The 22,967-nt window shown below is 64.5% G+C and carries 25 protein-coding genes; 10 read left to right on the plus strand and 15 right to left on the minus strand.

What is annotated here, in order from left to right; all coding sequences use genetic code 11:
• Positions 1 to 47 precede the first annotated feature (47 nt).
• Positions 48 to 317 carry a hypothetical protein gene (locus RCH11_RS05305; protein ID WP_327055954.1) on the plus strand — a complete coding sequence of 90 codons (270 nt, stop codon included), beginning with the start codon at positions 48 to 50 and terminating at the stop codon, positions 315 to 317.
• Between the two features lie 59 nt (positions 318 to 376).
• Here RCH11_RS05305 and glpX read toward each other — a convergent pair whose 3' ends face one another.
• Positions 377 to 1,309: a class II fructose-bisphosphatase gene (gene glpX, locus RCH11_RS05310; RefSeq protein ID WP_327056194.1), complete on the minus strand. Its 933-nt coding sequence runs from the start codon at positions 1,307 to 1,309 to the stop codon at positions 377 to 379.
• A 162-nt stretch (positions 1,310 to 1,471) separates the two neighbouring features.
• On the opposite strand from glpX, the gene fbaA reads away from it, so the two are divergent.
• Complete coding sequence (gene fbaA / locus RCH11_RS05315; protein WP_327055955.1) at positions 1,472 to 2,497, plus strand: class II fructose-bisphosphate aldolase; 1,026 nt, start codon at positions 1,472 to 1,474, stop codon at positions 2,495 to 2,497.
• A gap of 51 nt (positions 2,498 to 2,548) precedes the next feature.
• Here fbaA and RCH11_RS05320 read toward each other — a convergent pair whose 3' ends face one another.
• Positions 2,549 to 3,187 (minus strand): DUF6264 family protein, encoded by a 639-nt coding sequence (locus RCH11_RS05320; protein WP_327055956.1) that lies wholly within the window; start codon positions 3,185 to 3,187, stop codon positions 2,549 to 2,551.
• Entirely contained in the window at positions 3,184 to 4,275 is a 1,092-nt protein-coding gene (locus RCH11_RS05325) for a 4-hydroxy-3-methylbut-2-enyl diphosphate reductase (RefSeq protein WP_442789006.1), read from the minus strand. The genes RCH11_RS05320 and RCH11_RS05325 overlap by 4 nt, the downstream gene beginning before the upstream one ends.
• Before the next feature lie 36 nt (positions 4,276 to 4,311).
• On the opposite strand from RCH11_RS05325, the gene xseA reads away from it, so the two are divergent.
• The 5 genes from xseA to RCH11_RS05350 are packed head-to-tail and all read left to right on the plus strand — an operon-like array spanning position 4,312 to position 8,671.
• Positions 4,312 to 5,550 (plus strand): exodeoxyribonuclease VII large subunit, encoded by a 1,239-nt coding sequence (gene xseA, locus RCH11_RS05330; protein ID WP_327055957.1) that lies wholly within the window; start codon positions 4,312 to 4,314, stop codon positions 5,548 to 5,550.
• A gap of 10 nt (positions 5,551 to 5,560) precedes the next feature.
• Positions 5,561 to 5,842, plus strand: coding sequence for an exodeoxyribonuclease VII small subunit (locus RCH11_RS05335; protein ID WP_327055958.1), 282 nt, complete (start codon positions 5,561 to 5,563; stop codon positions 5,840 to 5,842).
• Positions 5,843 to 5,901: 59 nt separating this feature from the next.
• Complete coding sequence (locus RCH11_RS05340; protein WP_327055959.1) at positions 5,902 to 6,549, plus strand: DUF4245 domain-containing protein; 648 nt, start codon at positions 5,902 to 5,904, stop codon at positions 6,547 to 6,549.
• Positions 6,546 to 7,220, plus strand: a complete 675-nt coding sequence (locus tag RCH11_RS05345; RefSeq protein ID WP_327055960.1) for a carbonic anhydrase — start codon at positions 6,546 to 6,548, stop codon at positions 7,218 to 7,220. The genes RCH11_RS05340 and RCH11_RS05345 overlap by 4 nt, the downstream gene beginning before the upstream one ends.
• Before the next feature lie 47 nt (positions 7,221 to 7,267).
• Positions 7,268 to 8,671, plus strand: coding sequence for a class II fumarate hydratase (locus RCH11_RS05350; protein WP_327055961.1), 1,404 nt, complete (start codon positions 7,268 to 7,270; stop codon positions 8,669 to 8,671).
• Here the strand turns inward: RCH11_RS05350 and RCH11_RS05355 are convergent.
• From RCH11_RS05355 to RCH11_RS05370, 4 genes are all read right to left on the minus strand, one after another.
• On the minus strand, positions 8,668 to 9,444 hold the full coding sequence (locus tag RCH11_RS05355) for a hypothetical protein (protein ID WP_327055962.1): 777 nt from the start codon (positions 9,442 to 9,444) through the stop codon (positions 8,668 to 8,670). The genes RCH11_RS05350 and RCH11_RS05355 overlap by 4 nt on opposite strands.
• A gap of 81 nt (positions 9,445 to 9,525) precedes the next feature.
• A complete protein-coding gene (locus RCH11_RS05360) occupies positions 9,526 to 10,920 on the minus strand; it encodes a PhoH family protein (protein WP_442789007.1) in 1,395 nt (464 codons plus the stop codon).
• Positions 10,921 to 11,096: 176 nt separating this feature from the next.
• Positions 11,097 to 12,224 (minus strand): aminotransferase class V-fold PLP-dependent enzyme, encoded by a 1,128-nt coding sequence (locus RCH11_RS05365; protein WP_327055963.1) that lies wholly within the window; start codon positions 12,222 to 12,224, stop codon positions 11,097 to 11,099.
• 46 nt (positions 12,225 to 12,270) lie between these two features.
• Entirely contained in the window at positions 12,271 to 13,056 is a 786-nt protein-coding gene (locus RCH11_RS05370; RefSeq protein WP_327055964.1) for an isoprenyl transferase, read from the minus strand.
• Between the two features lie 72 nt (positions 13,057 to 13,128).
• Here RCH11_RS05370 and trhA point away from each other — a divergent pair, with 72 nt between their 5' ends.
• A complete protein-coding gene (trhA, locus tag RCH11_RS05375) occupies positions 13,129 to 13,890 on the plus strand; it encodes a PAQR family membrane homeostasis protein TrhA (protein ID WP_327055965.1) in 762 nt (253 codons plus the stop codon).
• A gap of 210 nt (positions 13,891 to 14,100) precedes the next feature.
• On the opposite strand, the gene RCH11_RS05380 is transcribed toward trhA, so the two are convergent.
• Positions 14,101 to 14,391, minus strand: a complete 291-nt coding sequence (locus RCH11_RS05380) for a hypothetical protein (RefSeq protein ID WP_327055966.1) — start codon at positions 14,389 to 14,391, stop codon at positions 14,101 to 14,103.
• A complete protein-coding gene (mca, locus tag RCH11_RS05385) occupies positions 14,388 to 15,263 on the minus strand; it encodes a mycothiol conjugate amidase Mca (RefSeq protein WP_327055967.1) in 876 nt (291 codons plus the stop codon). Before mca ends, RCH11_RS05380 begins: the two co-directional genes overlap by 4 nt.
• A gap of 61 nt (positions 15,264 to 15,324) precedes the next feature.
• Here mca and RCH11_RS05390 point away from each other — a divergent pair, with 61 nt between their 5' ends.
• Positions 15,325 to 15,771 carry a DUF4307 domain-containing protein gene (locus RCH11_RS05390; protein WP_327055968.1) on the plus strand — a complete coding sequence of 149 codons (447 nt, stop codon included), beginning with the start codon at positions 15,325 to 15,327 and terminating at the stop codon, positions 15,769 to 15,771.
• Positions 15,772 to 15,838: 67 nt separating this feature from the next.
• A complete protein-coding gene (gene greA, locus RCH11_RS05395) occupies positions 15,839 to 16,330 on the plus strand; it encodes a transcription elongation factor GreA (protein WP_327055969.1) in 492 nt (163 codons plus the stop codon).
• Between the two features lie 30 nt (positions 16,331 to 16,360).
• Here the strand turns inward: greA and ilvA are convergent, their stop codons facing one another.
• The 6 genes from ilvA to RCH11_RS05425 all read right to left on the minus strand — a co-directional run bounded on the left by ilvA (position 16,361) and on the right by RCH11_RS05425 (position 22,830).
• A complete protein-coding gene (ilvA, locus tag RCH11_RS05400; RefSeq protein ID WP_327055970.1) occupies positions 16,361 to 17,599 on the minus strand; it encodes a threonine ammonia-lyase in 1,239 nt (412 codons plus the stop codon).
• On the minus strand, positions 17,592 to 18,800 hold the full coding sequence (locus tag RCH11_RS05405; protein ID WP_327055971.1) for an AI-2E family transporter: 1,209 nt from the start codon (positions 18,798 to 18,800) through the stop codon (positions 17,592 to 17,594). Before RCH11_RS05405 ends, ilvA begins: the two co-directional genes overlap by 8 nt.
• A gap of 61 nt (positions 18,801 to 18,861) precedes the next feature.
• Positions 18,862 to 19,923 (minus strand): ABC transporter ATP-binding protein, encoded by a 1,062-nt coding sequence (locus RCH11_RS05410; RefSeq protein ID WP_327055972.1) that lies wholly within the window; start codon positions 19,921 to 19,923, stop codon positions 18,862 to 18,864.
• On the minus strand, positions 19,920 to 20,768 hold the full coding sequence (locus RCH11_RS05415) for an ABC transporter permease (RefSeq protein WP_442789008.1): 849 nt from the start codon (positions 20,766 to 20,768) through the stop codon (positions 19,920 to 19,922). The genes RCH11_RS05410 and RCH11_RS05415 overlap by 4 nt, the downstream gene beginning before the upstream one ends.
• Positions 20,769 to 20,778: 10 nt before the next feature.
• On the minus strand, positions 20,779 to 21,654 hold the full coding sequence (locus tag RCH11_RS05420) for an ABC transporter permease (RefSeq protein ID WP_327055973.1): 876 nt from the start codon (positions 21,652 to 21,654) through the stop codon (positions 20,779 to 20,781).
• Between the two features lie 48 nt (positions 21,655 to 21,702).
• Positions 21,703 to 22,830: an ABC transporter substrate-binding protein gene (locus tag RCH11_RS05425; RefSeq protein WP_327055974.1), complete on the minus strand. Its 1,128-nt coding sequence runs from the start codon at positions 22,828 to 22,830 to the stop codon at positions 21,703 to 21,705.
• Between the last annotated feature and the right edge of the window lie 137 nt (positions 22,831 to 22,967).

The following is a 22,967-nucleotide window of genomic DNA, read 5'->3' on the forward strand; positions in this document are numbered from 1 at the left end:
GGCGGCGTACGACAGACTGGGATTCTCACCCGTGACGACAGGACCCCATGATCAGTCTCACCCAGGATGCCGGCGGCTTCATTCGCATGAGCAGGCACTTTCCGATCACCTCGCTCATCACCATTTTCTATACCGACGGGGCGTCAGAGGTCTTTTCGGGAAGGCAGTTGAACGCGATCTACGACGAGGCCCGCGCCGTCTTTCGCACGCAGAACCACCTGGATGAGAAGGGCTTCTCGCGCGCTCCGGCGAAAACCGTCCAACCCTCAAGCGATATCGCGTTTGTGGCTGTTCATGCCGGGATGGCAGCACAGTAGAACACGGGCACCGTGGCGCAGGAGTGTCTGCTTTCCACCGGAACCAGTAAGCGAAGGCCTCACAGCCACTTTTCCGCGAGATGGTCGGCGACCACGCGACGGATCGTGCCAGAGCGACCGCGCAGCACAATGCTCTCGGTGCGAATGATGGGACCCTTCTTGCGCACTCCACCGACCAGTTGCCCGTCGGTGACGCCGGTGGCGACGAAATAGGTGTTGTCACTCGTGACGAGGTCGTCGATTTCCAGGATTCGCTCGAGATCGTGCCCGGCATCGATCGCTTTTTGGCGCTCTTCGTCGTTCTGCGGGGCGAGTTTCGCCTGGATGAATCCGCCGAGCCCCTTGAGCGCACATGCGGTGATGATTCCCTCCGGGGTGCCCCCGCGGCCCACGCACATGTCGATTCGGGCGTCGTAGCGCGCGGCGTTGATGCCGCCGGCCACATCCCCGTCGAGCAGAAGGCGTGTACCGGCTCCCGCCTCGCGGATGTCCTCGATCAGCTGCGCGTGGCGTGGACGGTCGAGCACGGCCACGACGAGATCCGAAACATCCTTGTTCATCGCCTTCGCGAGGGCGCGGATGTTTTCGCCGATCGGCTTGCGGAGATCGACGACTCCGTGACCCTCGTGACCGGTCACGATCTTGTCCATGTAAAAGACAGCGGAGGGGTCGTACATACTGCCGCGGTCCGCGACGGCAATCATCGAGAGGGCGTTCTGGCGACCGGCTGCCGTGAGAGAGGTGCCGTCGATCGGATCGACCGCGATGTCGCAGGCCTGCCCCTGCCCCGTGCCCACGTGCTCGCCGTTATAGAGCATCGGGGCGTGATCCTTTTCGCCCTCGCCGATGACGACCAGCCCGTCGAAGTCGACGGTACCGAGGAACTTGCGCATGGCATCCACCGCAGCGCCGTCGGCGGCGTTCTTGTCGCCGCGCCCGATGAACGGAACGGCTCGGATGGCTGCGGCCTCGGTTGCCCGAACCAACTCCATTCCGAGGTTGCGATCGGGATGCTGGAAGGTGGATCCGGTATCAGTGTTCACCTGTCAAGGCTACCCAGCACCGACGACTGACTGGCTCGCAGTATCTCGAAAGATCGCCGCTTCTTTAGTTCAATAGACTCGACAGCACATCGCGCACCGAAGGAGATTTCCATGCCCATTGCGACCCCCGAGCAGTACGCCGCCATGCTCGACACGGCGAAGACCAAGAGTTTTGCCTACCCGGCCTTCAACGTGTCGTCATCGCAGACGATCAATGCCGTGCTGCAGGGACTCACCGAAGCGCGTTCTGACGGGATCATCCAGGTGACCACCGGTGGCGCCGACTACTTCGCCGGCCACACGGTGAAGAATCGCGCTTCCGGTGCGCTCGCATTCGCGGCCTTCATCCACGAAGCGGCGAAAAACTACCCGATCACCGTTGCGCTGCACACCGACCACTGCCCGAAGGATGCCCTTGCCGGTTTTGTGCTGCCGCTGATCGAAGCATCCGAGGCCGAGGTGAAAGCCGGTCGCAACCCGATCTTCCAGTCGCACATGTGGGACGGCTCGGCCGTGCCGCTCGACGAGAACCTCGCCCTTGCGAAGGAATTACTGCCCCGTATGCGTGCAATCCATGCGATCCTCGAGGTGGAGATCGGCGTCGTCGGCGGCGAAGAGGATGGCGTGAGCCACGACATCAACGAGCACCTATACACGACGATCGATGATGCCATCGCGACCGTGGAGGCGCTCGGTCTCGGGGAAAATGGCCGCTATATGGCTGCCCTCACCTTCGGCAACGTGCACGGCGTCTACAAGCCGGGCAACGTGAAGCTGCGTCCAGAGCTGCTTGGCGAGATCCAGGCCGGCCTCCAGGCGAAGTACGGCACCGGAGCGAAGCCCCTCGACCTCGTTTTCCACGGCGGATCGGGTTCGAGCGACGAGGAGATCTCGACGGCCGTGACGAACGGCGTCGTGAAGATGAACGTCGATACCGACACCCAATACGCCTTCAGCCGCTCGATCGCCGACACGGTGCTCAAGAACTATGACGGCTTCCTCAAGGTGGATGGCGAGGTCGGTAACAAGAAGATCTATGACCCGCGCGCCTGGGGCAAGATCGCCGAGACCGCGATGGCCGCTCGCGTTATCCAGGCAACCCAGCAGCTCGGATCGGCTGGTCACTCAGGCGTTTAGCGCCGCACCGCCCGGCCCGTTTTCGTGAGCAATGACGAAACGTCGAGGGTGCTAATGCCGCGCCCCGTTGAGGTGGGCGGTAAATATAGGGTCCGACTGAAGCAGGATCACCACAAACACCAGCGCCACGGTGGTCGCGGCAACTCCCCCGACTATTGGCACCCAGAATGCGACGCGGCTCCGGCGCAGCATCCAGGTGGTCGCGAGCACGGTGACGACGAACAGCGCGAGGGTGACGATGTTGAGTACGTTTCCGAGGGTCGTCGTGAGCGCGGTTGGCGTGTAAGCACCGATCCCCTGAGCGACGAAAAACTGCGTGACAATGGTCGCGAGCGTGTCGCGCGACACCAGCTGCGCGATCACGTTCACGCTGGCGTAGCCGAGGAATACGGCCGTGAGGACCAGGTCCCAGCGGCGAGTTCGACGCGGGGTAGCGGGGCGCACCGGTGCATTCGCGCTGACCCTGGTCGCGGCATCCGGAGGCCGATGACCGCTTCCGCCACCTGTCAGGGGTCGGGCTGTCGGGGGTCGGGCTGGCGGGGGCACCAGCAGCGCAGACACCGGGGGAAGCGAATCCGCGATGATCTTCGCCTGCTCCTGCGGGGTGGCGTATTCGCCGTACTGCGGCCGCGGGCGTCGTTCCCCGTATTGCGGGAGCTCCGGCTCGTCGTCTTTCGAGCGGTCGGTCACGGCCGCTGCCAGTCGAGTTGGCGGATGCGACCCCCGAGCCCGCGAACGTCCTCCCGGCCGTTCGCGTCCTTGCGCAGCTCCTTCGGGAGAGAGAACATAAGGTCCTCCTCCGCCGTCACGACCTGGCTCACATCGTTGTAGCCGGCATCGGCGAGATCGTCGAGCACCTCCTGCACGAGCACTTCGGGAACGGATGCTCCGGAGGTGACGCCGACGGTAGCGACACCGTCCAGCCAGTCCTGCTGGATCTCGCTCGCGTAATCGACGCGGTAGGCGGCCTTCGCGCCGTTCTCGAGGGCGACATCCACCAGACGGACGGTGTTCGAGCTGTTCGCGGAACCGACCACGATCACGAGCTCCGCTGATTCGGCGACCTTCTTGATGGCGACCTGGCGGTTCTGGGTGGCGTAGCAGATGTCGTCGCTCGGCGGATTGTGCAGTTGCGGGAAGCGCTCGCGGAGCAAGCGAACCGTCTCCATCGTCTCGTCGACACTCAGGGTGGTCTGTGAGAGCCAGACCAGATTTTCCGTGTCCGCGACCTCGAGCGTCGCGACATCCGCCGGGCTGTTCACGAGGGTGGTGCGCTCCGGGGCGTGCCCCATGGTGCCCTCGACCTCTTCGTGACCGGCGTGCCCGATCAGCAGGATGTGGAAGTCGTCGCGCGCAAACCGCACTGCTTCCCGATGAACTTTGGTGACGAGCGGGCAGGTGGCATCGATGGCCTCGAGCTTGCGCTCGGCTGCCGCCGCAACAACCGCCGGCGAGACGCCATGCGCGGAAAACACGATGTGGGCGCCCTCCGGTACTTCTCCGACCTCGTCGACGAAGATGGCGCCCTTCTTCTCGAGGGTGGAGACGACGTGGATGTTGTGCACGATCTGTTTGCGCACGTACACCGGCGAGCCGTAGTGCTCAAGTGCCTTTTCCACCGCGATGACCGCTCGGTCCACTCCTGCACAGTAGCCTCTCGGGGCCGCGAGCAGCACACGCTTCGCGCCAGGGACGGGGTTGTCCCGTAGCCTGTTACGTACCGCGGGAACCCGCGGAATTCCGAGGCTGGCCGCCGCGCCGTTGGTTATTGTGCTCACCCAAGGATTCTACGTGGAGAGGCAGAAGGGCAGCTGATGACAATCGAAACCGCGCCCTCGACTGTCGATGCACCCTGGCCCGTCGCGCTGCTCTCGGCGAAGATCAAGGGCTGGATCGATCGCCTCGGGGCGGTCTGGGTGGAGGGCGAGATCACCCAATGGGGTCTCTCGGGTGGCAATGTCTACGGCAAGCTCAAAGACCTGGACGCCGATGTGACCGTCGGGTTCACCGTCTGGTCGTCGGTGAAGGCCAAACTACCCGACGATCTCAAGCAGGGTGACCGGGTCGTCGCCCTCGTGAAGCCAAACTACTGGGTCAAGGGCGGCTCCCTCACGATGCAGGTCTTCGAGATGCGCCATGTGGGCCTCGGCGACCTGCTCGAGCGACTCGAGCGACTCCGTCAGGCCCTGCGTGCCGAGGGCCTCTTCGACCTCGACCGCAAGACGCCGTTGCCGTTTCTGCCCGGCTGCATCGGACTCATCACCGGCAAGGATTCGGATGCCGAGAAAGACGTGCTGCGCAACGCCCAATTGCGCTGGCCCGCCGTCGAGTTCCGCGTGGTTCACACCGCCGTGCAGGGCGACCGCGCCAGTGGCGAGGTGACCGCGGCTCTTCGCACACTGGACGCCGACCCCGACGTCGATGTGATTATCGTGGCGCGCGGCGGCGGCGACTTCCAGAATCTGCTGGTTTTCAGCGACGAGACACTCGTGCGTACCGCTGCCGCCTGTGTCACCCCGATCGTGAGCGCGATCGGGCACGAAGCCGACCGACCGCTGCTCGATGACGTCGCCGACCTCCGGGCATCCACCCCCACGGATGCGGCGAAGCGCGTCGTTCCGGATGTCGCGGACGAGCTTGCCCGCGTGCAGCAGGCCCGCGCCCGCATCGGCAACCGTATGACGGCCCAGGTGCGCACCGAGATCGATCGGCTCGAACAGCTGAGGTCTCGCCCGGTGCTCACCGCATCCGCCTGGATCGTCGACTCGCGAGCCGAGGAGCTTGGTCGCTATGTGAGCCGCAGCGCAGAGCTGATCGAGCGGCTAATCGACCGCTCGCAGACGAGCGTGCTCGACCTGCGTTCGCAACTGCGCGCGCTCTCTCCCCAGCGCACTCTTGATCGCGGGTATGCCATCGCCCAGCTGCCCGGCGGTGCCGTGCTGAGGAGTTCGGCGGATGCCGTTCCCGGCACTCCCCTCCTCCTCACCCTCGCGGACGGCTCGGCTTCCGCGACGGTCACCGCCCCACCGGATGCCGACACCGGGGCCGGGTAGAATCACGAACGTGGCATCAACCCCTCCCACCCCCGCAACGTCATCCGGCGGCAGCTCGACCGCTGGCGTAGCCGAACTGTCGTACGAGCGGGCGCGGGATGAGCTCATCAGGGTCGTGAACGAGCTCGAGCAGGGGTCGTCCACGCTCGAGCAGTCCCTCGCGCTGTGGGAGCGCGGCGAAGCCCTTGCTCGGCGCTGCGAGGAATGGCTTATCGGCGCGAAGGCGCGCCTCGATGCGGCCCGGTCTGCTGCGGCACCGCGCTCAGACGACCTCCCTGACAGTGCGTCCTGAGCCCACCCTGTGGAAGCGCCTTGTGAAAACGATTAGCGAAACCGTGGAATTCTAAGATCATGGCAGCCTCACCGAACCGTCCGCCCCGCGTCGTCGCGGAGCTCGGCCGCCCCGAGACGCCGGACGAGACCGCCGCCCGCAAGGCGGAGAATTCCCGCAAACACCGGGCAAACCAGACACTGCGCAATCTCGTGCTCGCCCTTCTCGCCTCGCTGGCCGTGGTGCTGGTGCTCGTGCTCGTGGTGGTGCGCCCGGATGGCGCGCCGCGGCAGGCGGTGGACTACCGTGCTGATGCAGCGAACTCGCAACAGCAAGCCGGCCAGACGCTCGCCGCCCCTCCGCTTCCCACCGGCTGGAGCGCGAACGACGACGGCCTGTCAACGGGCTCGGATTCCGTCATGGCCTGGAGCGTTGGCTTCATTACTCCCTCCACCCAATACATCGGGCTCGTACAGGGTATCGACGCGAACCCCACCTGGGTCGCGAACGAACTCAAAAACACGCGAGCGACCGGCACGACATCGATCGGGGGCCACGACTGGAGTGTGCACGATCGTCGCACCGACCAGGACCCGGGTAACTATGCCTACGCCCTCAGCACGGTTATCGGTTCCAGCAGCATCGTGCTGCACGGCACGGCATCCCGCACCGAATTCGAGGCCCTCGCCACGGCGATCGCCACCCAACTAGACAGGCGCACCGAATGAACGCGACGGCAGAACTGCCCGGTGAGCGTGCCCTCGCCGCGCGCACTCCTGCACACGCCTGGGCTGAGCTGCAGCAGGGCAACCTGAGGTTCGTTTCTGGAGAGCCGGGGCATCCGCGGCAGGACGTCGAGCGGCGAGAGCAACTGCTGGAAAAACAGATGCCGCAGGCCGCGCTCTTCGGCTGCAGCGACTCCCGGCTCGCGGCCGAGATCATCTTCGACCTCGGCCTCGGGGACCTCTTCGTCGTGCGCAACGCTGGGCAAGTCATCTCTGATTCAGTGATCGGTTCCCTCGAATACGCCGTCGCCGTGCTGGAGGTACCGCTGATAGTCGTGCTCGGACACGACGAATGCGGAGCCGTGAGAGCCGCCATCGACTCCCAGTCACCGGATGCCGTGCCCCTGCCCCCGCACATCCACCAACTGATTCAAAAGATCATTCCGGCGGTCAAGCGAACCACTGCCGCTTCCGCGGCCGACGGCGCTGACGCTGTGGTACCCGACTCGACAGAGGTGGGACGCGAACACCTCCGCGACACTGTCGCCGAGCTCCTCGAAACCTCCGAATTGATCAGCGACGCGATCGCCGCCGGTACGCTGGCTATCGTTGGAGCGAATTATCGACTGCTCGAGGGCAGGGCCGTTCCCGACATCATCGTCGGCACCGTTTAGGGCCACACCGTCCGAATACACCTCAACTGCAAGGGACGCACACCGCCGTGACTGAATCCGACTATCGCATCGAACACGACACGATGGGCGAAGTCCGCGTGCCGGTATCGGCCCTCTATGGAGCCCAGACGCAGCGCGCCGTCGAGAACTTCCCCATCTCCGGAAGTGGCCTCGAGTCGGCCCAGATCGTGGCACTCGCTCGCATCAAGCGGGCCGCCGCGATGGTCAACCTCGAGCTCGGTATTCTCGAGGCACCGGTGTCGCAGGCTGTGGTGCTGGCCGCCGACGAACTCATTGCCGGTCGTCACCACAACCAGTTCCCGGTCGATACCTACCAGACGGGCAGCGGCACCTCGTCGAACATGAACATCAACGAGGTCATCGCGACCCTCGCCACACAGTTTGCGGGCACTCCGGTGCACCCGAATGACCATGTCAACGCCTCGCAGTCCTCGAACGACGTCTTCCCCACCTCCGTGCACCTCGCCGTGACCGGAGCACTCCTCGGCGACCTCGTTCCCGCCCTCGACCACCTCGCCACTGCCCTCGAGGCGAAGGCTGAGCTGTGGAAGACGGTGGTCAAGTCGGGACGCACCCACTTGATGGACGCCACCCCGGTGACCCTCGGCCAGGAGTTCGCGGGCTACGCGGCCCAGGTGCGCTACGGCATCGATCGGGTGCGCTCCACCATCGTGCGCGTCGCGGAGGTGCCGCTCGGCGGCACTGCCGTCGGCACCGGGATCAACACTCCGGCCGGCTTCTCACAGAAAGTCATCGCGCTGCTGGCCTCGGACTCCGGACTGCCGCTCACCGAGGCGCGGGACCACTTCGAGGCCCAGGGCGCGCGGGATGGCCTGGTCGAGGCATCCGGAGCACTCCGGGTGATCGCCGTGAGCCTCACCAAGATCTGCAACGACCTGCGCTGGATGGGATCCGGACCGAACACCGGTCTCGGCGAACTGAACATTCCCGATCTCCAGCCCGGTTCGTCGATCATGCCGGGCAAGGTCAACCCGGTGATTCCGGAGGCCGTGCTCATGGTGGCTGCTCGCGTGATCGGCAACGATGCCACGATCGCCTGGGCGGGGGCATCCGGATCTTTCGAACTCAATGTGGCGATTCCCGTGATGGGTACCGCGCTGCTCGAGTCGATCCGCCTTCTCGCCAACTCGAGTGTCGCGCTTGCGGACAAGACCGTTGACGGCCTCACAGCCAATGTGGAGCACGCGCGGGACCTCGCCGAGTCGTCGCCCTCGATCGTCACTCCGCTCAACCGCGTGATCGGCTACGAGTCCGCGGCGAAGGTGGCGAAGAATGCGGTTGCCAAGTCGATCACGGTGCGCGAATCGGTGATCGATCTCGGTTTCGTCGAGCGAGGCGAGGTTACCCTCGAACTTCTCGACAGCGCTCTCGATGTGCTCGCGATGACCCGGCCACCCGCCCGCTCCTAAGTGGGATCAGCCTGTGAGATCGGCGTTCCCTCGAGGGTGAGCACCGCCCGCTGTGCGACAGCGGCGCCCAGTGCGATGGGGATGAGCACCGACGAGGCCTTGTCGTCGGCCGCTTTTGGATTGCACGGAGCGGCGAGGGCTTTCGTATCGAGGGGCTCCCCTGCGGGACGACCGTAATAGACGGCGATGACGATGGTGGTACCCGACTCGACGACGAGCACCTGCTGCGGAGTGCAGCGACTGTCGGCGCGCACCTGAACGACGATATCCGCGGTATCGAGCGCGGACAGCCCGATCGTGGGATCCGCGCCGAGATAGCCGTCGGTCCTGCTGGCGTGCGGGCGGGCATAGTCCGCGAGGCTGAACAGGTAACCGGGGCTCCGGTGCTTCGCACTCACCGCCTGGAATCTCAAGGTCGGCTCTCGCACCAGGCCGGCCGGTGCGGTGTTCACCGGCACGAAGACACGGTTGACAACCGAGGGATCCGGGCTTCCCCAGATCACTCTCACGGGATCGGTGATGACGCGAACCCCAGCATGGGCGGTCGGGTCAAAGAGCCCGCCCACCATGGACAGCCCTCCCACCGCGAGCCCTACCAGCGCGATGCCCGCCACCAGACGATGGATCCCGACGATCACTGCTCCCGGTTCGCCTCCGGTCGACTCTCGGTGACTCCAGCCGGTAAGCATGCGCCACTGGGAGCGCGGGGCCAGGAATCCCCAGAACGTGAGAATGGTGAGCCCGCCGAGCACGATGACGAGGGGTAGGTTCACCCTTAGAGCCTAAGCTGCCTACCCCGCGTCATCACGACCACCCAGGTCAAATTTTGCACTTCTCCCGGGCGGTTCGATCCACTAAGCCACTTCGTTCGATTCGAGCATCTCGGTGACGAGGGCGGCGATCGCTGAGCGCTCAGACCGGGTCAAAGTGATGTGCCCGAAGAGTGAATGTCCCTTCAGCGTCTCGATCACCGACGCGACCCCGTCATGTCGGCCGACCCGGAGGTTATCGCGCTGGGCCACATCGTGGGTGAGCACGACCCGCGAGTTCTGGCCGATCCGGCTGAGAACGGTGAGCAACACATTCCGTTCTAGCGACTGCGCCTCATCCACGATCACGAACGCATCGTGAAGAGAGCGCCCACGGATGTGCGTGAGCGGCAGCACCTCGAGCATCCCGCGCTCCACGACCTCATCGAGCACGTTCTGCGAGACGACGGACCCGAGCGTGTCGAAGACGGCCTGAGCCCAGGGGTTCATCTTCTCCGAGGCATCCCCGGGCAGGAAGCCGAGTTCCTGGCCGCCCACGGCGTACAGCGGACGGAACACCATGATTTTTTTGTGCTGCTGCTTCTCGAGCACCGCCTCGAGGCCGGCGCAGAGCGCAAGGGCCGACTTGCCGGTTCCAGCCCGACCGCCGAGCGAGACGATTCCGATCTCCGGGTCGAGCAACATATCGATGGCGAGGCGCTGTTCGGCTGATCGTCCGTGCAATCCAAAAATGTCACGATCGCCGCGCACGAGTCGCATCTCTCCGCGCGCAGTGACACGACCCAGTGCAGAACCACGATCCGAATGGATGACCAGACCGGTGTTGATCGGAGTGTCACCGATCTGGCGGGTGGTGAGCTTCTCGGTGTCGTAGAGCTTCGCCATCTGCTCGGAGCCCAGCGTGACATCCTCCATCCCGGTCCAGCCGGAATCGACCGCCAGTTCTGCGCGATACTCCTCAGCAGCGAGACCGATTGAGGCGGCCTTCACCCTGAGCGGGAGATCTTTCGAGACGACCGTCACGTTCAGTCCGTCATTCGAAAGGTTGAGAGCGACGGCCAGAATGCGTGAGTCGTTGTCGTTGAGCCGAAGGCCGGACGGCAGTACCGACATGTTCGAGTGATTGAGTTCGACCCGCAAAGAGCCACCATCGCCCACAGTGATGGGAAAGTCGAGCCGTTCGTGCTTCACCCGCAACTCGTCAAGGTTGCGCAGCGCCTGACGCGCGAAATATCCGATCTCCGGATCGTTTCTTTTACCCTCAAGCTCCGAGATCACCACCACCGGAAGAACGACCGCGTGTTCAGAGAAGCGGAAGATCGCCTTCGGATCGGACAACAGCACCGAAGTGTCGAGCACATAGGTGCGCTCGGCTTGCTTGGCGTTGGCGTCTGTCGCCCCATTATTCTGGGAACGGCGTGTAGGGCTGATCTTGTCGAAAGCGGCCACGTGAGCTCCATCCCCGGATGCATTCAGCATCCGGAACTAGTCCTCGTGACGGCCACCACACGTTTCGAGACGAACTTGCGTGGCCGTCTCGATCAGGCGCCATACCTGATACCTCGTACGCTACGTCGGCCGCCCTCCCGGGGATAACCGACACGCCCGGCGAGGCATTACGCGAAGATTAACGTTTGAAGAACCGAGGGCGCACCTCAGACAGTGATAGCCGAGGCGTAACTCGTGAATGCCCCACGCAGCATGTCGAAGGACTCCTCATCGGTGGAAACGTGCGGGCTCAGCCGCACGGCGCGGCCGCGAACGGAGACCGAGACTCCGTGGTTGAACAGGGATGCCGTGAGCATCGTGAGCTGGTCGGGGGCCGGTTCGAGCACGACGATCCCCGCGCGCTCGTTCTCGGCTCGTGACGATGTGACCGGCACCGCGTACTCGTCGGCGAGGTCGATCACGCGGGAGACCTTTTCTGCCAGCCGTGCGCTGATCGCCGGGACGCCCACTGTCCCGATCTCTTCAAGCGCCGCGGAGAACCGCGCCTGGTCGATCGGGCTTGCGTGACTGATGCTGTAGGCAGAGGCGCCCTGCGCCGGCGGCTGTACCCCGTCGAGGGGCAGGCCGTCCGTGTTGTCGGTTGCACTGAAGCCGCTGAACACCGGGGTGAGGCGCTCGAGTGCCCGATCACTCAGGGCGAGGAATCCGGTTCCCCAGCCCGCTCGCACCCACGACTGCCCGCCGCTGGCGATGACATCCGCCACTTCGAAGGGCGCGTCGACGATCCCGAAGCCCTGCATCGCGTCGACGATGAGCAAGCGATCGCCGATCACCTGCCGAATACCTTCGATGTCGGCGAGATAGCCGGTGCGGAAGTCGACGAGGCTCACCGCTACCGCGACGATACTCGACGTGAGCTGGTCGCGGATCACCCCGGGTGTCACCGGTCCATCGGCAGTATCGAGCCAGCGAGGCGCAAGCACAGACAAAGAGTCTGCGGCGCGCGCCGCGGCGAAGGGAAGGGCCGGGAATTCCGCGGCCGACAGGAGCACTCCCCCGGTGATGCCGAACATCGCGTGCATGAGCCCGGAGGTCGTGTTCGGTTGGAAAACGATCTGGTCGGCTCGGAAACCGGTAAGAGCGCCGACCGCGTCGCGCACCCGGGCATCCTGCTCGTCGAGGCTGGAGAGGCTGCCGAACCGCGCCCGTCGTAGAAGCTCGACCTGGGCCTGCTGTTCTTCGATCACGGCACGACCAAAGGGTCCGACCGAAGCAAAGTTCACGTAGCCGGGCTCCTCGGAGAACCCGGAGGCGAAATCGTCGATTGTCGTCATCTCTCACCAACCGTAGCGGTTGCGGATAAACCCGCGGTGCGCGGTCTCAGCTTCCGAAACGGCGCTGGCGTCGGGCATAGTCGCGCAGGGCGCGCAGGAAGTCGACTTCTCGTAAGTCAGGTCCGAGTGCTTCCACGAAGTAGAACTCGCTGTGGGCGCTCTGCCACAGCATGAAATCGCTCAGGCGCTGCTCCCCCGAAGTTCGGATCACAAGGTCAGGGTCGGGCTGGCCGCCGGTGTAGAGGTGGTCGCCGATCAACTCAGGGGTGAGGATCTCTGCGAGGGCATCAAGTGTTCCCCCTTCGTCTTCGTGCTTCGTGACGATGCTGCGCATGGCGTCCGCAATCTCCCGGCGCCCGCCATAGCCGACCGCGAGGTTGATGTGCATCCCGGTGTTTGAGGAGGTGCGCTTCTCCGCGGACCTCAGCGCCTCGATGAGAGAGGAGGGCAAGCCGTCATCCGAGCCCACGTGCTGCACCCGCCAGTCGCGAAAGTGCGACAGGTCTTCGGCCAAATCGGCGATGATCTGCAGCAACTCGTCGAGTTCCTCCGTTGTGCGCCCGGAGAGATTGTCGGTGGAGAGCAGGTAGAGGGTTGCGGTGGCGATCCCGAGATCATCGCACCAGATCAGGAACTCGCGGAACTTCGCCGCGCCCGCCCGGTGCCCATGAGCGGGCGTCTCGAGCAGTCGCTGCCTCGCCCAACGCCGATTACCGTCCAGGATCATCGCGATGTGCTTCGGCAGTTCCTGGGTGGACAAAAAGCGGCGAATACGGTTCTGATAGAGCCCGTAGAGGATGCCTCGTCCGAAGGGAACTTCCCGCTGTGCCACATCATTACGCTAGTACACGAGCCGCCATGTGCTCCCAGAAGCGGCCGTCGAGGCGGCACTAAACTCGCCTTCATGGCCACCGAACCGGATCAGAACGCGCTCGACACGACCGATGACGGACCCGACCTGCCGAATATCCCACTGCTGGATGACGCGCTCGAGATCCGGTCGAAGCTGACGCGCGAGGAACTGCTGGCTGGCAAGCCGTCCTGGCGCGGCTGGATCCACGCGGCGACCTTCCCCGTGGCGATCGCGCTGGGGATCGTACTCATCACGCTCGCCGAGGGTGTGCCCGCGAAGGTGTCGAGCGCCGTGTTCGTACTGTCGTCGCTGCTGCTCTTCGGCGTCTCTGCGCTATATCACCGTGTCAACTGGAGCGACCGAACAAAGCGCCTACTCAAGCGGATGGATCACGCCAACATCTTCCTGCTGATCGCCGGCTCGTACACCCCCATCACCGTGCTCGCTCTTCCCCACGACAAGTCGGTACTGTTGCTGTGGTTGGTGTGGATCGGCGCCGGTCTCGGAATCGGCTTCCGGGTGTTCTGGATCGGCGCACCCCGCTGGCTCTACGTACCCCTGTACCTGTTGCTCGGGTACGCGTCGCTCGTCTTTATCGTCGACTTCTTCCAGGCCAACGCCGTGATGATGACGCTCATCCTGGTCGGCGGGGTCTTCTACACGATCGGGGCGGTCATCTACGGTTTCAAACGCCCGAATCCGGTGCCGGGTGTATTCGGCTTCCACGAGATCTTCCACGCCCTCACTCTTCTCGCCTTCCTCTGCCACTGGACCGCGATCTTCCTGGTCGCAACCAACCCCCCGGTCTTCTAGCGCTCCGTTCGCGCGGATGGAGATTCCGGACGAGTGTGTTCACGTCACGTTCGGCGACACGACAGTCCGAAAACCGTCAGCCGCCATCGACTTGGTAGTTGTTGCGACTTGCAACGCCGAAAAGTCGCAACAACTACCAAGTGGATGTGCGCAGGCGCGGGAGTGACCCCATCGGCGTGCACAACCGGGGGAACAACATCCGGGACTGGATCAGTCCGTGCGCGGCTTCTCCGCCGCGGCATCCCGCTCCGCGGCATCCCGCTCCGCGGGCTCTCGTTCCGCGGCATCCCGCTCCGCCTCGAGCTGTTCACGGATCTCCCCGCGGTAGCGCACGCGGCGCACGCGGCGCACCATGTCGATGCACAGCAACACCACGATCGCGGCGACGCCGAAGGTGGCGGCGAACCCGACCCAGGTGGGGGTGACCGAGTTCTCATTGAAGTTTGGTTGCGGCGTCGGGGTCGTCGCGAGCATCACGATTGCGGTGTAGAGAACGTTCATCTGCTGACCTCCTCGGCGAGGATTCCGGCAAACAGGTCCGCTTCCGGCATCGGCGAGTCCACGAGCGACTTCGCGAGCTGGAAGTCTTCCCAAGGCCAGGCCTGTCGCTGGAGGTCATTCGGCCAGAAGAAGAAAGCGCTGTCGGGGGCGACCTGGCTGGCATGTGCGCGCAGGGCCTGGTCCCGCGCATCGAGGAATTCGCCGACCGGCACCTGCGTGGTGGTGAGATCGGGGCGATCTTTCATCCACCCTCGGATCTCGTCCATCTGCGCGAGCTGCGGGGTCTCTGGCGCGTTCGCGAGCAAGAACTGATACATCGCCTCGATTCGCGGGGCGTTGAAGATGCGGTCGTAGTAGACCTTGGAGACCTGCCAGGGCGCTCCGGCATCCGGATACAGGGAAGTATCCGCCGCCGCCTCGTAGGCGAAGAGGGAGATCTCGTGGGTGCGGATGTGGTCGGGGTGCGGGTATCCGCCTGTCTCGTCGTAGGTGACGAGCACCTGCGGCCGGAACTCGCGGATGATCTTGACCAGCGGCTCGGCCGAGACCTCGAGCGGGATCAGGGCGAAGGAGTTCGCCGGCACCGCTTCATCCTTCTCCGGGAGGCCGGAGTCCTGGTAGCCCAGCCAGCGATGTTCGAAGCCGATCGCCGCCTGGGCGGCCGCCATCTCGATGCGCCGGAGGCCTGCCATGTCGCGGTTCGCCATCGCCTTCGGCTCAAGCGATTCGTTCTGGATATCACCGCGCTCGCCGCCCGTACAGCTGACCACGAGCACCTCGGTGCCGATGCTGCGGTAGTGGGCATATGTTGCGGCACCCTTGCTCGACTCGTCGTCGGGATGGGCGTGCACGGCAAGCAGGCGTTGTGACACCGAACTCCTAGGGATTGGCAGATAACCTTGAACTACAAGAATAAGCGTGCGGGGATGTGACATGACTGCGATCGACGAGGATGCCCTCGAGGTGCGACCGACGGCGGTGCTCGAGCCCTCGGGTATTGCCGCCCGGTATGGGCGCACACCGGCGAAGAAGCGCCGCGATCGCCTCATCTACCTCGTGGCGGGAGCAGCGGCGGCGATCATCGTGGTGGCGTGGGTTCTGTGGGCCGGGCTTGACCAGGTGGGCGGCACACTTGACGCCGAAGACAAGGGCTCGACGATCGTCGATGCCCGCACCGTCAGCATCAGCTACCAGGTGTCGATGCCGGTCGGACAGACGGCGAGTTGTGCCCTCCAGGTGCAGAACCAGGCCCACGGCATCGTGGGCTGGCGCATCGTGGCGGTGCCGGCATCCACCCGTTACACGACCTCGTACACCGATACGGTGCTGAGTTCTGAGCAGGGCGTCACCGGGTTGATCTACCGGTGCTGGCTGACCTAAACTGAGGAGTATTGATCAGAGACCGGCCACGCGGCCGGTCTCATTTGCTTTTTTGAGGGAGCACATCGTGTCTACCGAGACCACCGAGACCTGGCTGACCCAGGAAGCCTTCGATCGCCGGAGCGCTGAGCTCGACCTGTTGTCGACTACCGGGCGCACAGAGATCGCGAAGAAGATCGAATCGGCGCGCGAAGAGGGCGACCTCAAGGAGAACGGCGGCTATCACGCTGCCAAAGAAGAGCAGGGAAAGATGGAAGCTCGCATCCGGGTGCTCACTGAACTACTGAGGCACGCCAAGGTCGGTGCGGCTCCCGAGAGCACCGGTGTCGTGCAATCCGGAACTGTCGTGAGCGCACGTATCCTCGGTGACGAGAGCGTCTTCTTGCTGGGCAGTCGCGAGATCGTTGGCGAAGACAGCGACCTCGACGTCTACAGCGAGGGCAGCCCGCTCGGCGCCGCAATCCTCGGCCACGCGGTGGGCGAGACGGTGTTCTACACCGCGCCGAACGGCAAAGAAATCACCGTGCAAATCGACAAGGTCGAGACCTACCTGCCCTGAGCCTGCGGTGTCTCGATCGGCGGTGTCGCCTCAGAAGTCGACGCGAGGGTCGTACCCCGCCTCGATCAGGTGGCCGAGAACGCGCTGCACGTGTTCGGGACCCCGCGTCTCGATACTCAGCTCGATCTCCACGTCGCTGATGAGCGCGTTGCGACCGTGACGGGTGTGCAGCACCTCCACGACGTTTGCGTTTGCCTCAGAAATGAGTTCAGCGATGCGCGCCAGCTGGCCCGGACGGTCAGGCAGCAGTAGCCGCAGCTTGAGATAGCGATCGGATGCCGCGAGCCCGCGCGAGATCACGCGCTCCATCACGAGCGGGTCGATATTGCCGCCGCTGAGGATCGCCACCGTGACCCCGGCATCCTTTACCTGGCCGGTCATGATTGCCGCGACCGCAACGGCCCCGGCGGGCTCGACAACTAGTTTCGCCCGCTCGAGCAGCACTAGCATGGCGCGGGCGATGTCGTCGTCGGAGACAGTGATGATCTCGTCGACGGCGTCCTTGATGATCTCGAAGTTGAGGATACCCGGCTTATTGACGGCGATTCCGTCGGCAATCGTCGGCAGGATCGTGATCGCGGTGGAGACGCCGTTCTGGATCGACACCGGATAGGGCGCCGCATTCTCGGCCTGGACGCCGATGATGCGCACGGTGCGACCCTCGCGCGCAAACCTCTGCTTGAGGGCGCTCGCCACTCCGGAGATGAGCCCTCCGCCGCCGATCGGCACGATCACCGTCTGGAGGTCGGGGACCTGATCGAGCATTTCCAGACCGAGCGTGCCCTGGCCGGCAATGACATCCGCGTGGTCGAAGGGAGGGATGAAGACGGCGCCGGTGGTGGCCGCAAACTCCGCCGCTCGGCGAAGGGCTTCGTCAACGGCGTGCCCACGGAGCACGACCTCTGCGCCGTAGTTGCGGGTCGCCTGCAGCTTCGGCAGGGCCACGCCGACCGGCATGAAGATGGTCGCGGCGATGCCGAGTTCGCGGGCTGCAAAAGCGACGCCCTGGGCGTGATTGCCAGCGGAGGCAGCCACCACTCCGTGAGCCTTCTCTTCGTCGTTGAGACGCGAGATGCGGTTGTAGGCACCGCGGATCTTGTAAGAGCCGGTGCGCTGGAGGTTTTCACACTTGAGATAGACCGGCGAGCCGAGAAGTTCGCCGAGAAATCGAGAACTCTCCATCGGCGTGATCTCTGCGACGCGGGACACGACAACGCGCGCCGATTCAAAGTCGGCGAGTGTCGGGCCCGCCAGGGTGAGTTCAGGCATTCATCTCCACACGGGTTCTTGCGGCCGGGCGTGCCGCCTGCGTTGGCGTTAGTGTCGGGTCGGTGATCGTGCGCGAGTGGCCGCTCGCAACGTATTTGACCATCACGTTGAGGGTCGCGACGACCGGTACGGCGAACAGTGCGCCCGGGATACCCGCGAGGAATCCGCCGGCGGCGACGGCGAACACAACGGCGAGAGGATGAACCTTCACCGCTGTTCCCATGATGAAGGGCTGCAACACATGGCCCTCGATTTGCTGCACCGCGATCACCACGGCGAGCATGAGGAGGGCCGCAACCGGGTTGAGGTAGACGAGGGCGATGAAGATGGCAAGTACGCCGGAGAACAGCGCACCAACGACAGGGATGAAGGATCCGAGGAAGACCGCGATCGTGATGGGGATTACCAGCGGGAATCCTCCGAAGAAGAGGCCGATGATCCAAGCTCCGAGTCCGATACCGACGGCGTCGACAAAGGCGACGAAGATCTGCACGCGCACGAAGTTGGTGAGCGTGACCCATCCGGCCCGCCCGGACCCGTCGACGGCCAGCCGCGCCTTCTTCGGGAACAGGCGCACCACCCAGGTCCAGATACCCTTTCCGTCGATGAGCATGAAGAGCGTGGCGAAAAGTGTCAGCAGCATCCCGGCCAGCACGTGACCCGCCGTCGCTCCGAAGGTCACCGCTCCCGAGACCAGGGCTCGGCTGTCTTTCTGAAGCGCCGCGCCGGCTTGCCCGAGGTAGCCGTTGATGTCGGATTCCGTGAGGTGAAGCGGGGAAGCGAGAAGGTACTGCTTGAAATTGGCATAGGCCTCGATGCTCTGCTTTTGCAGCTCGGGGAATCCGCTTCGCACCTGGAGCACCACGAGCACCACGAGGCCCGCGACGACAGCAATGATCCCGATCTCGGCGAGCGCAACGGCGAGCCACTTTGGCCAGCGATTCCTCATCAGGAACTTCACGAGGGGTACCAACAACGCCGCGAGAAGGATAGCGACCATGAACGGCACAACGATCTCGCGCAGGGTGATCACGAGGTAGATGAACAGGGTGATGACAGCGGCGATCACGAGTGCTCGCCACGACCAGGCCCCCGCGATTCGAATGCCGACGGGGAGGGTCGCATCGGCCTGGTGCTTCGCCGCGGTGGCCTCAAGCGCAGCGATCGGTGCCGGCACGGGCCTGCGTCGTCCGAACGTCATCCATTTAGTCTATGCCGCCGTACATGATGTGCCGCCGTACATGCAGTGAAGGGAATGCGTCTCAGGCGTCGATAGCGCTCACGGATACGGCATTTCCGCGCAGACGGAGGGCGACGCTCTCTCCGGGTTGCGGATGCTCCGAAACGTCGTGCTGAACCGACACGAGAGTGTCGTCCGCCAGCCTGAATTGGGTGCGGCGCAGAGAGCCGAGAAAGCTCGTGGCCACGACGACCGCGGGAATGCTCCCCTCGGTGCCGTTGCCGACCAGGAGCAGGTCTTCCGGTCGGACGAAGGCCAGCACCGGGCCGTTCACCGGCGGGGAACCGAGCACCGAGAGAGTCTCGCCGTAGACGGTGACGCATCCGCTCGACAGGGTGGCGGGTATCCGGTTGCTGAGGCCAACGAATGCGGCCACGAAGGCAGTGGTCGGGGAGGTATAGAGCTCCTCCGGGGTACCGATCTGCTCGATGTTGCCGTCACGCATCACCGCGACCCGATCGGCGACGGCCAGCGCCTCCTCCTGGTCGTGGGTGACAAAGAGCGTCGTGATGCCGAGGTCGGTCTGGATGCGGCGGATCTCATCACGCAGCTGCACCCGAACCTTTGCGTCGAGCGCCGAGAGCGGCTCGTCGAGCAACAGCACCCGCGGACGGGTGACCAGGGCCCGGGCGAGGGCGATTCGCTGTTGCTGTCCGCCGGATAGCTGGTGCGCATAGCGCCCGGCGAGGTCACCGAGACCCACGAGCTCGAGTGCCTCCGCCGCGCGCGAGCGGCGGTCCGCACTCGGCACTTTTCGCATCCGAAGCCCGAACTCTACGTTCTCTATCGACGTGAGGTGGGGAAAGAGCGAGTAGGACTGGAAGACCATGCCGATGTCACGCTTATTCACCGGCACGTCGACTACGTCGACCCCATCGATCAGGATGCTCCCGCCGTTCACCTGCTCGAGACCGGACAGCGCGCGAAGGACGGTGGTCTTGCCGCAGCCGGATGGGCCGAGCAGTGCGACGAACTCACCCGGTCGCACACTGAGGCTCACTCCCCTAAGGGCACGATGCCCGGCATAGTCCTTGACGACATCGCTGAGTTCGACGGTGGCACCGGTGGTCGGAGAGGGGATCATGAGGCCTTCTTTTCGAGGCGAGCAGGTCTAGCGGGTCGGGTGCGCCGAGTGCGTCGGTCCGACGCGAGGCGACCGATGAGCAACAGAAGCACAAACGCGAACGTGAGCGCGAGCAGGGAGAAGATCACCGGCACGAATGGATCGCTCTTTGACACCTGCACGAGAGCGGTCTGAAGGGTCACGCGGTTGAGCAGCGACGCAATGGTGAACTCGCCGAGTACCACCGCCACGGTGATGAACGCGGCGGCGAGGATGCCCCGGCGCAGGTTCGGCAGGATCACCCGCCACAGCACGCTACCCCAGCCCGCACCGAGCGAGCGCGCCGCTTCGGAGAGCGTGACGATATCCACGGCACTGAGGTTCGACTGGATGGCGCGATAGGCGTATGGCAGCACCGTGACGCCGTACGCGAAGGCGAGCGTCCAGACGGAAGAGCCGGCGAGGCGAGCGACCACGGAGTACACGGGAGCGAGGCCGACGACCACCACGATGGCGGGGACCGTGATCGGGATGATGCAGACGAATTCGAGCACTCGCCGCAACCGGGGGAACTGCAGCTGCACGAGGATCATCGTGGGCAACAGGATCACCAGGATGATCACCACAGTGACCACCGCGAGCAGCAGTGAATTGCTTAGCCCCGTGAACACCACCGCATAGGTGACCGTGGCCGCCGGCGAGAACACGCTTGCCCAGTGGACGAGCGTGTAACCACCGGCGAGGTTGCGGAAGCTGAATGCGAGCATCGCGAGAATCGGGATGGCGAACAGGATGCCGACCACACTAAGGATCGCGGTTCGGGCAACCGGCCCGGGGGCTGCCCCGACCGGTCGGATGCCGCTCACTGCTGCCACCTCACTGCTGCCACCGTGTCGTGCGTGCCTGCAGTGCGGAATAGCCCCACATGAGCACGACCATGATCACGATCATGCCGAGCGCGAGCGCCCCGGCCATGTTGCTTCGGCCGAGCACCGTCTCGCTGATGAGTGCCGCTCGGATCTGCAGCGGCACGATCTGCGCTCCCTGGCTGATGAGAGCCGCGGCGGTGGCGTATGAGGAGAACGCGTTAGCGAACAACAGGAGCAGGCTGCCGAGAAAAGAGGGAGCGAGCACGGGGCCGGCGATGCGCACCCAGTAGGTGAGACGGGTGCCGCCGAGAGTGGCGTTGGCCTCCGCCCACTGCGGCTTGAGGCCTTCGAGCGCAGGCATGAAGGTGATGATCATCAGCGGCACCTGAAAGTAGATGTACGGCAGCAAAAGTCCTGGCACCTGATAGAGCCAGACACCGTTCGCGAAGATATTGATGCCGAGACCCGTGAGGAAGGCCGTGACGACGCCCTGGATACCGATGGTCGCGATGAAAGCGAAGGCAAGCATCACGCCACCGAACTGGGCGAGCACACTGGCCGCTGAGTCGACCATCGAACGAAGCGTACCCTGTGGCTTCGTGCCGAGGAGGGCGTAGCAGACGAGGGCGCCGACGATTGCTCCCACGATTGCGGTCAGCGCAGAGACCCAGAATGAACTGACGAAGGTCTTGAGGATGTCGGGGGCGAAGAGCGCAGCGATATTGGCCGTGGTGACGTGCCCCTGGGCGTCGAACAGCCCCGAGAGTACCGCGAGCAGGGTCGGAATCGCCAGGAAGATCAGCACATAGAGAGCGAAGGGCGTGAGCCCGAGCCAGGAGGCGAGCCGCCGCGCGGGGCGCGGGCGGCTCGTCTCGATGGTCACAGCGATGGTGTTGTCATCGTGATGAGACTGATTCTTTTCGTTGCGCGTCTACTGGCTGATGGCCGCGGCCCACTTCGCGGTGAGCAGTGCTCCCGCTGAGGTGGTCTGGGCGTCGGTCGGCGAGACGAACGCGGAAGGCATCTTGCCGGCGACGGCCTGGGCCTTCTTGTCCGTGACGCCGGACTTGTCCATCGCGGCAATCTGCACCGGGAATGCGCCGGCAGCCAGATACAGGTTCTGCACGATGGGGCTGTAGACGAACTCCTGCCACAGGCGAGCCGCGGCGGGGTGCGGGGCATCCTTGTTGATCGCCTGGTTGTAGTAGCTGCCGTAGGCGCTGCCCGGGAAGATGACGGTCTTCCAGTTTGGCGTGGTCGCGGCCTGGGCGAGGTTGTTGTAGCTCCAGTCGAAGACGACCGGGGTCTCACCGGAGGCGATTGTGGCGGGAGTCGGGTCGAGCGGAAGAAAGTTGCCCGCCTTGTTAACCTTCTGGAAGAAGTCGATACCCGGCTGGAAATCGTTCGCAGAACCACCATTCTGGATTGCCGCGAGCCCAACGGCGGCAAAGGCTGCTCCCGCCTGGGTCGGGTCTCCGTTGATGGCGACCTTGCTCTTGTAGGAGCTGCCCAGAAGGTCGGAGAGCTTCTTCGGCGCTGATTTGATCACCGAGGAGTCGTAGCCGACCGACATCAGGCCGGTGTAGTCGTTGACCCAGAGGCCGGTCTTCTCCTTGTTCGCGGCGGGAATATCGGCCCAGGTCGCGACCTTGTATGGCGCGAACTTGGCGGTGCTGGCGAGGGTCACCGCGGGACCGAGGTCGAAGACATCCGGAGCCGTATCCTGGCCGGCGAGGTCGCCTGCCGCCTTGATCTCTTCGGCACTGGATCCGTCGGGGTTCGCCGAGTTCACGGTGATCTTGGGATACTTCTTCTTGAACGCGGCGATGATTTTGCCGTAGTTCGCCCAGTTCTCGGGCAGCGCAATCACATTGAGCGCTCCCTCCTTATTGGCCGCCTTCACGAGTCCGGCCATATCACCGAATGCCGACACGCTCGTGGCAGTCTTGGCATCCGCGGCGCCGGTCGCTGCCGGTGTCGGCGTGCTGGAGCACGCGCTGAGAGAGATGGTGATCGCGGCGAGGGCCGCGATGCCGACGATGGTGCGTCTGTTGAACACTGTTCCTCCATTGGGCCGCTCGGCCGTCTGCGCTGTGAGCAGACAGTGGGTACCGCCACGGCCTTTCGCGAGACTAGACAACGCCACTGTCCGTCACGGGTACTGCCAGTGAACGACTGGCTAACGATGCCAATACG

It is taken from the genome of Glaciihabitans sp. GrIS 2.15 (assembly GCF_035984695.1).
Taxonomy (GTDB): Bacteria; Actinomycetota; Actinomycetes; order Actinomycetales; family Microbacteriaceae; genus Lacisediminihabitans.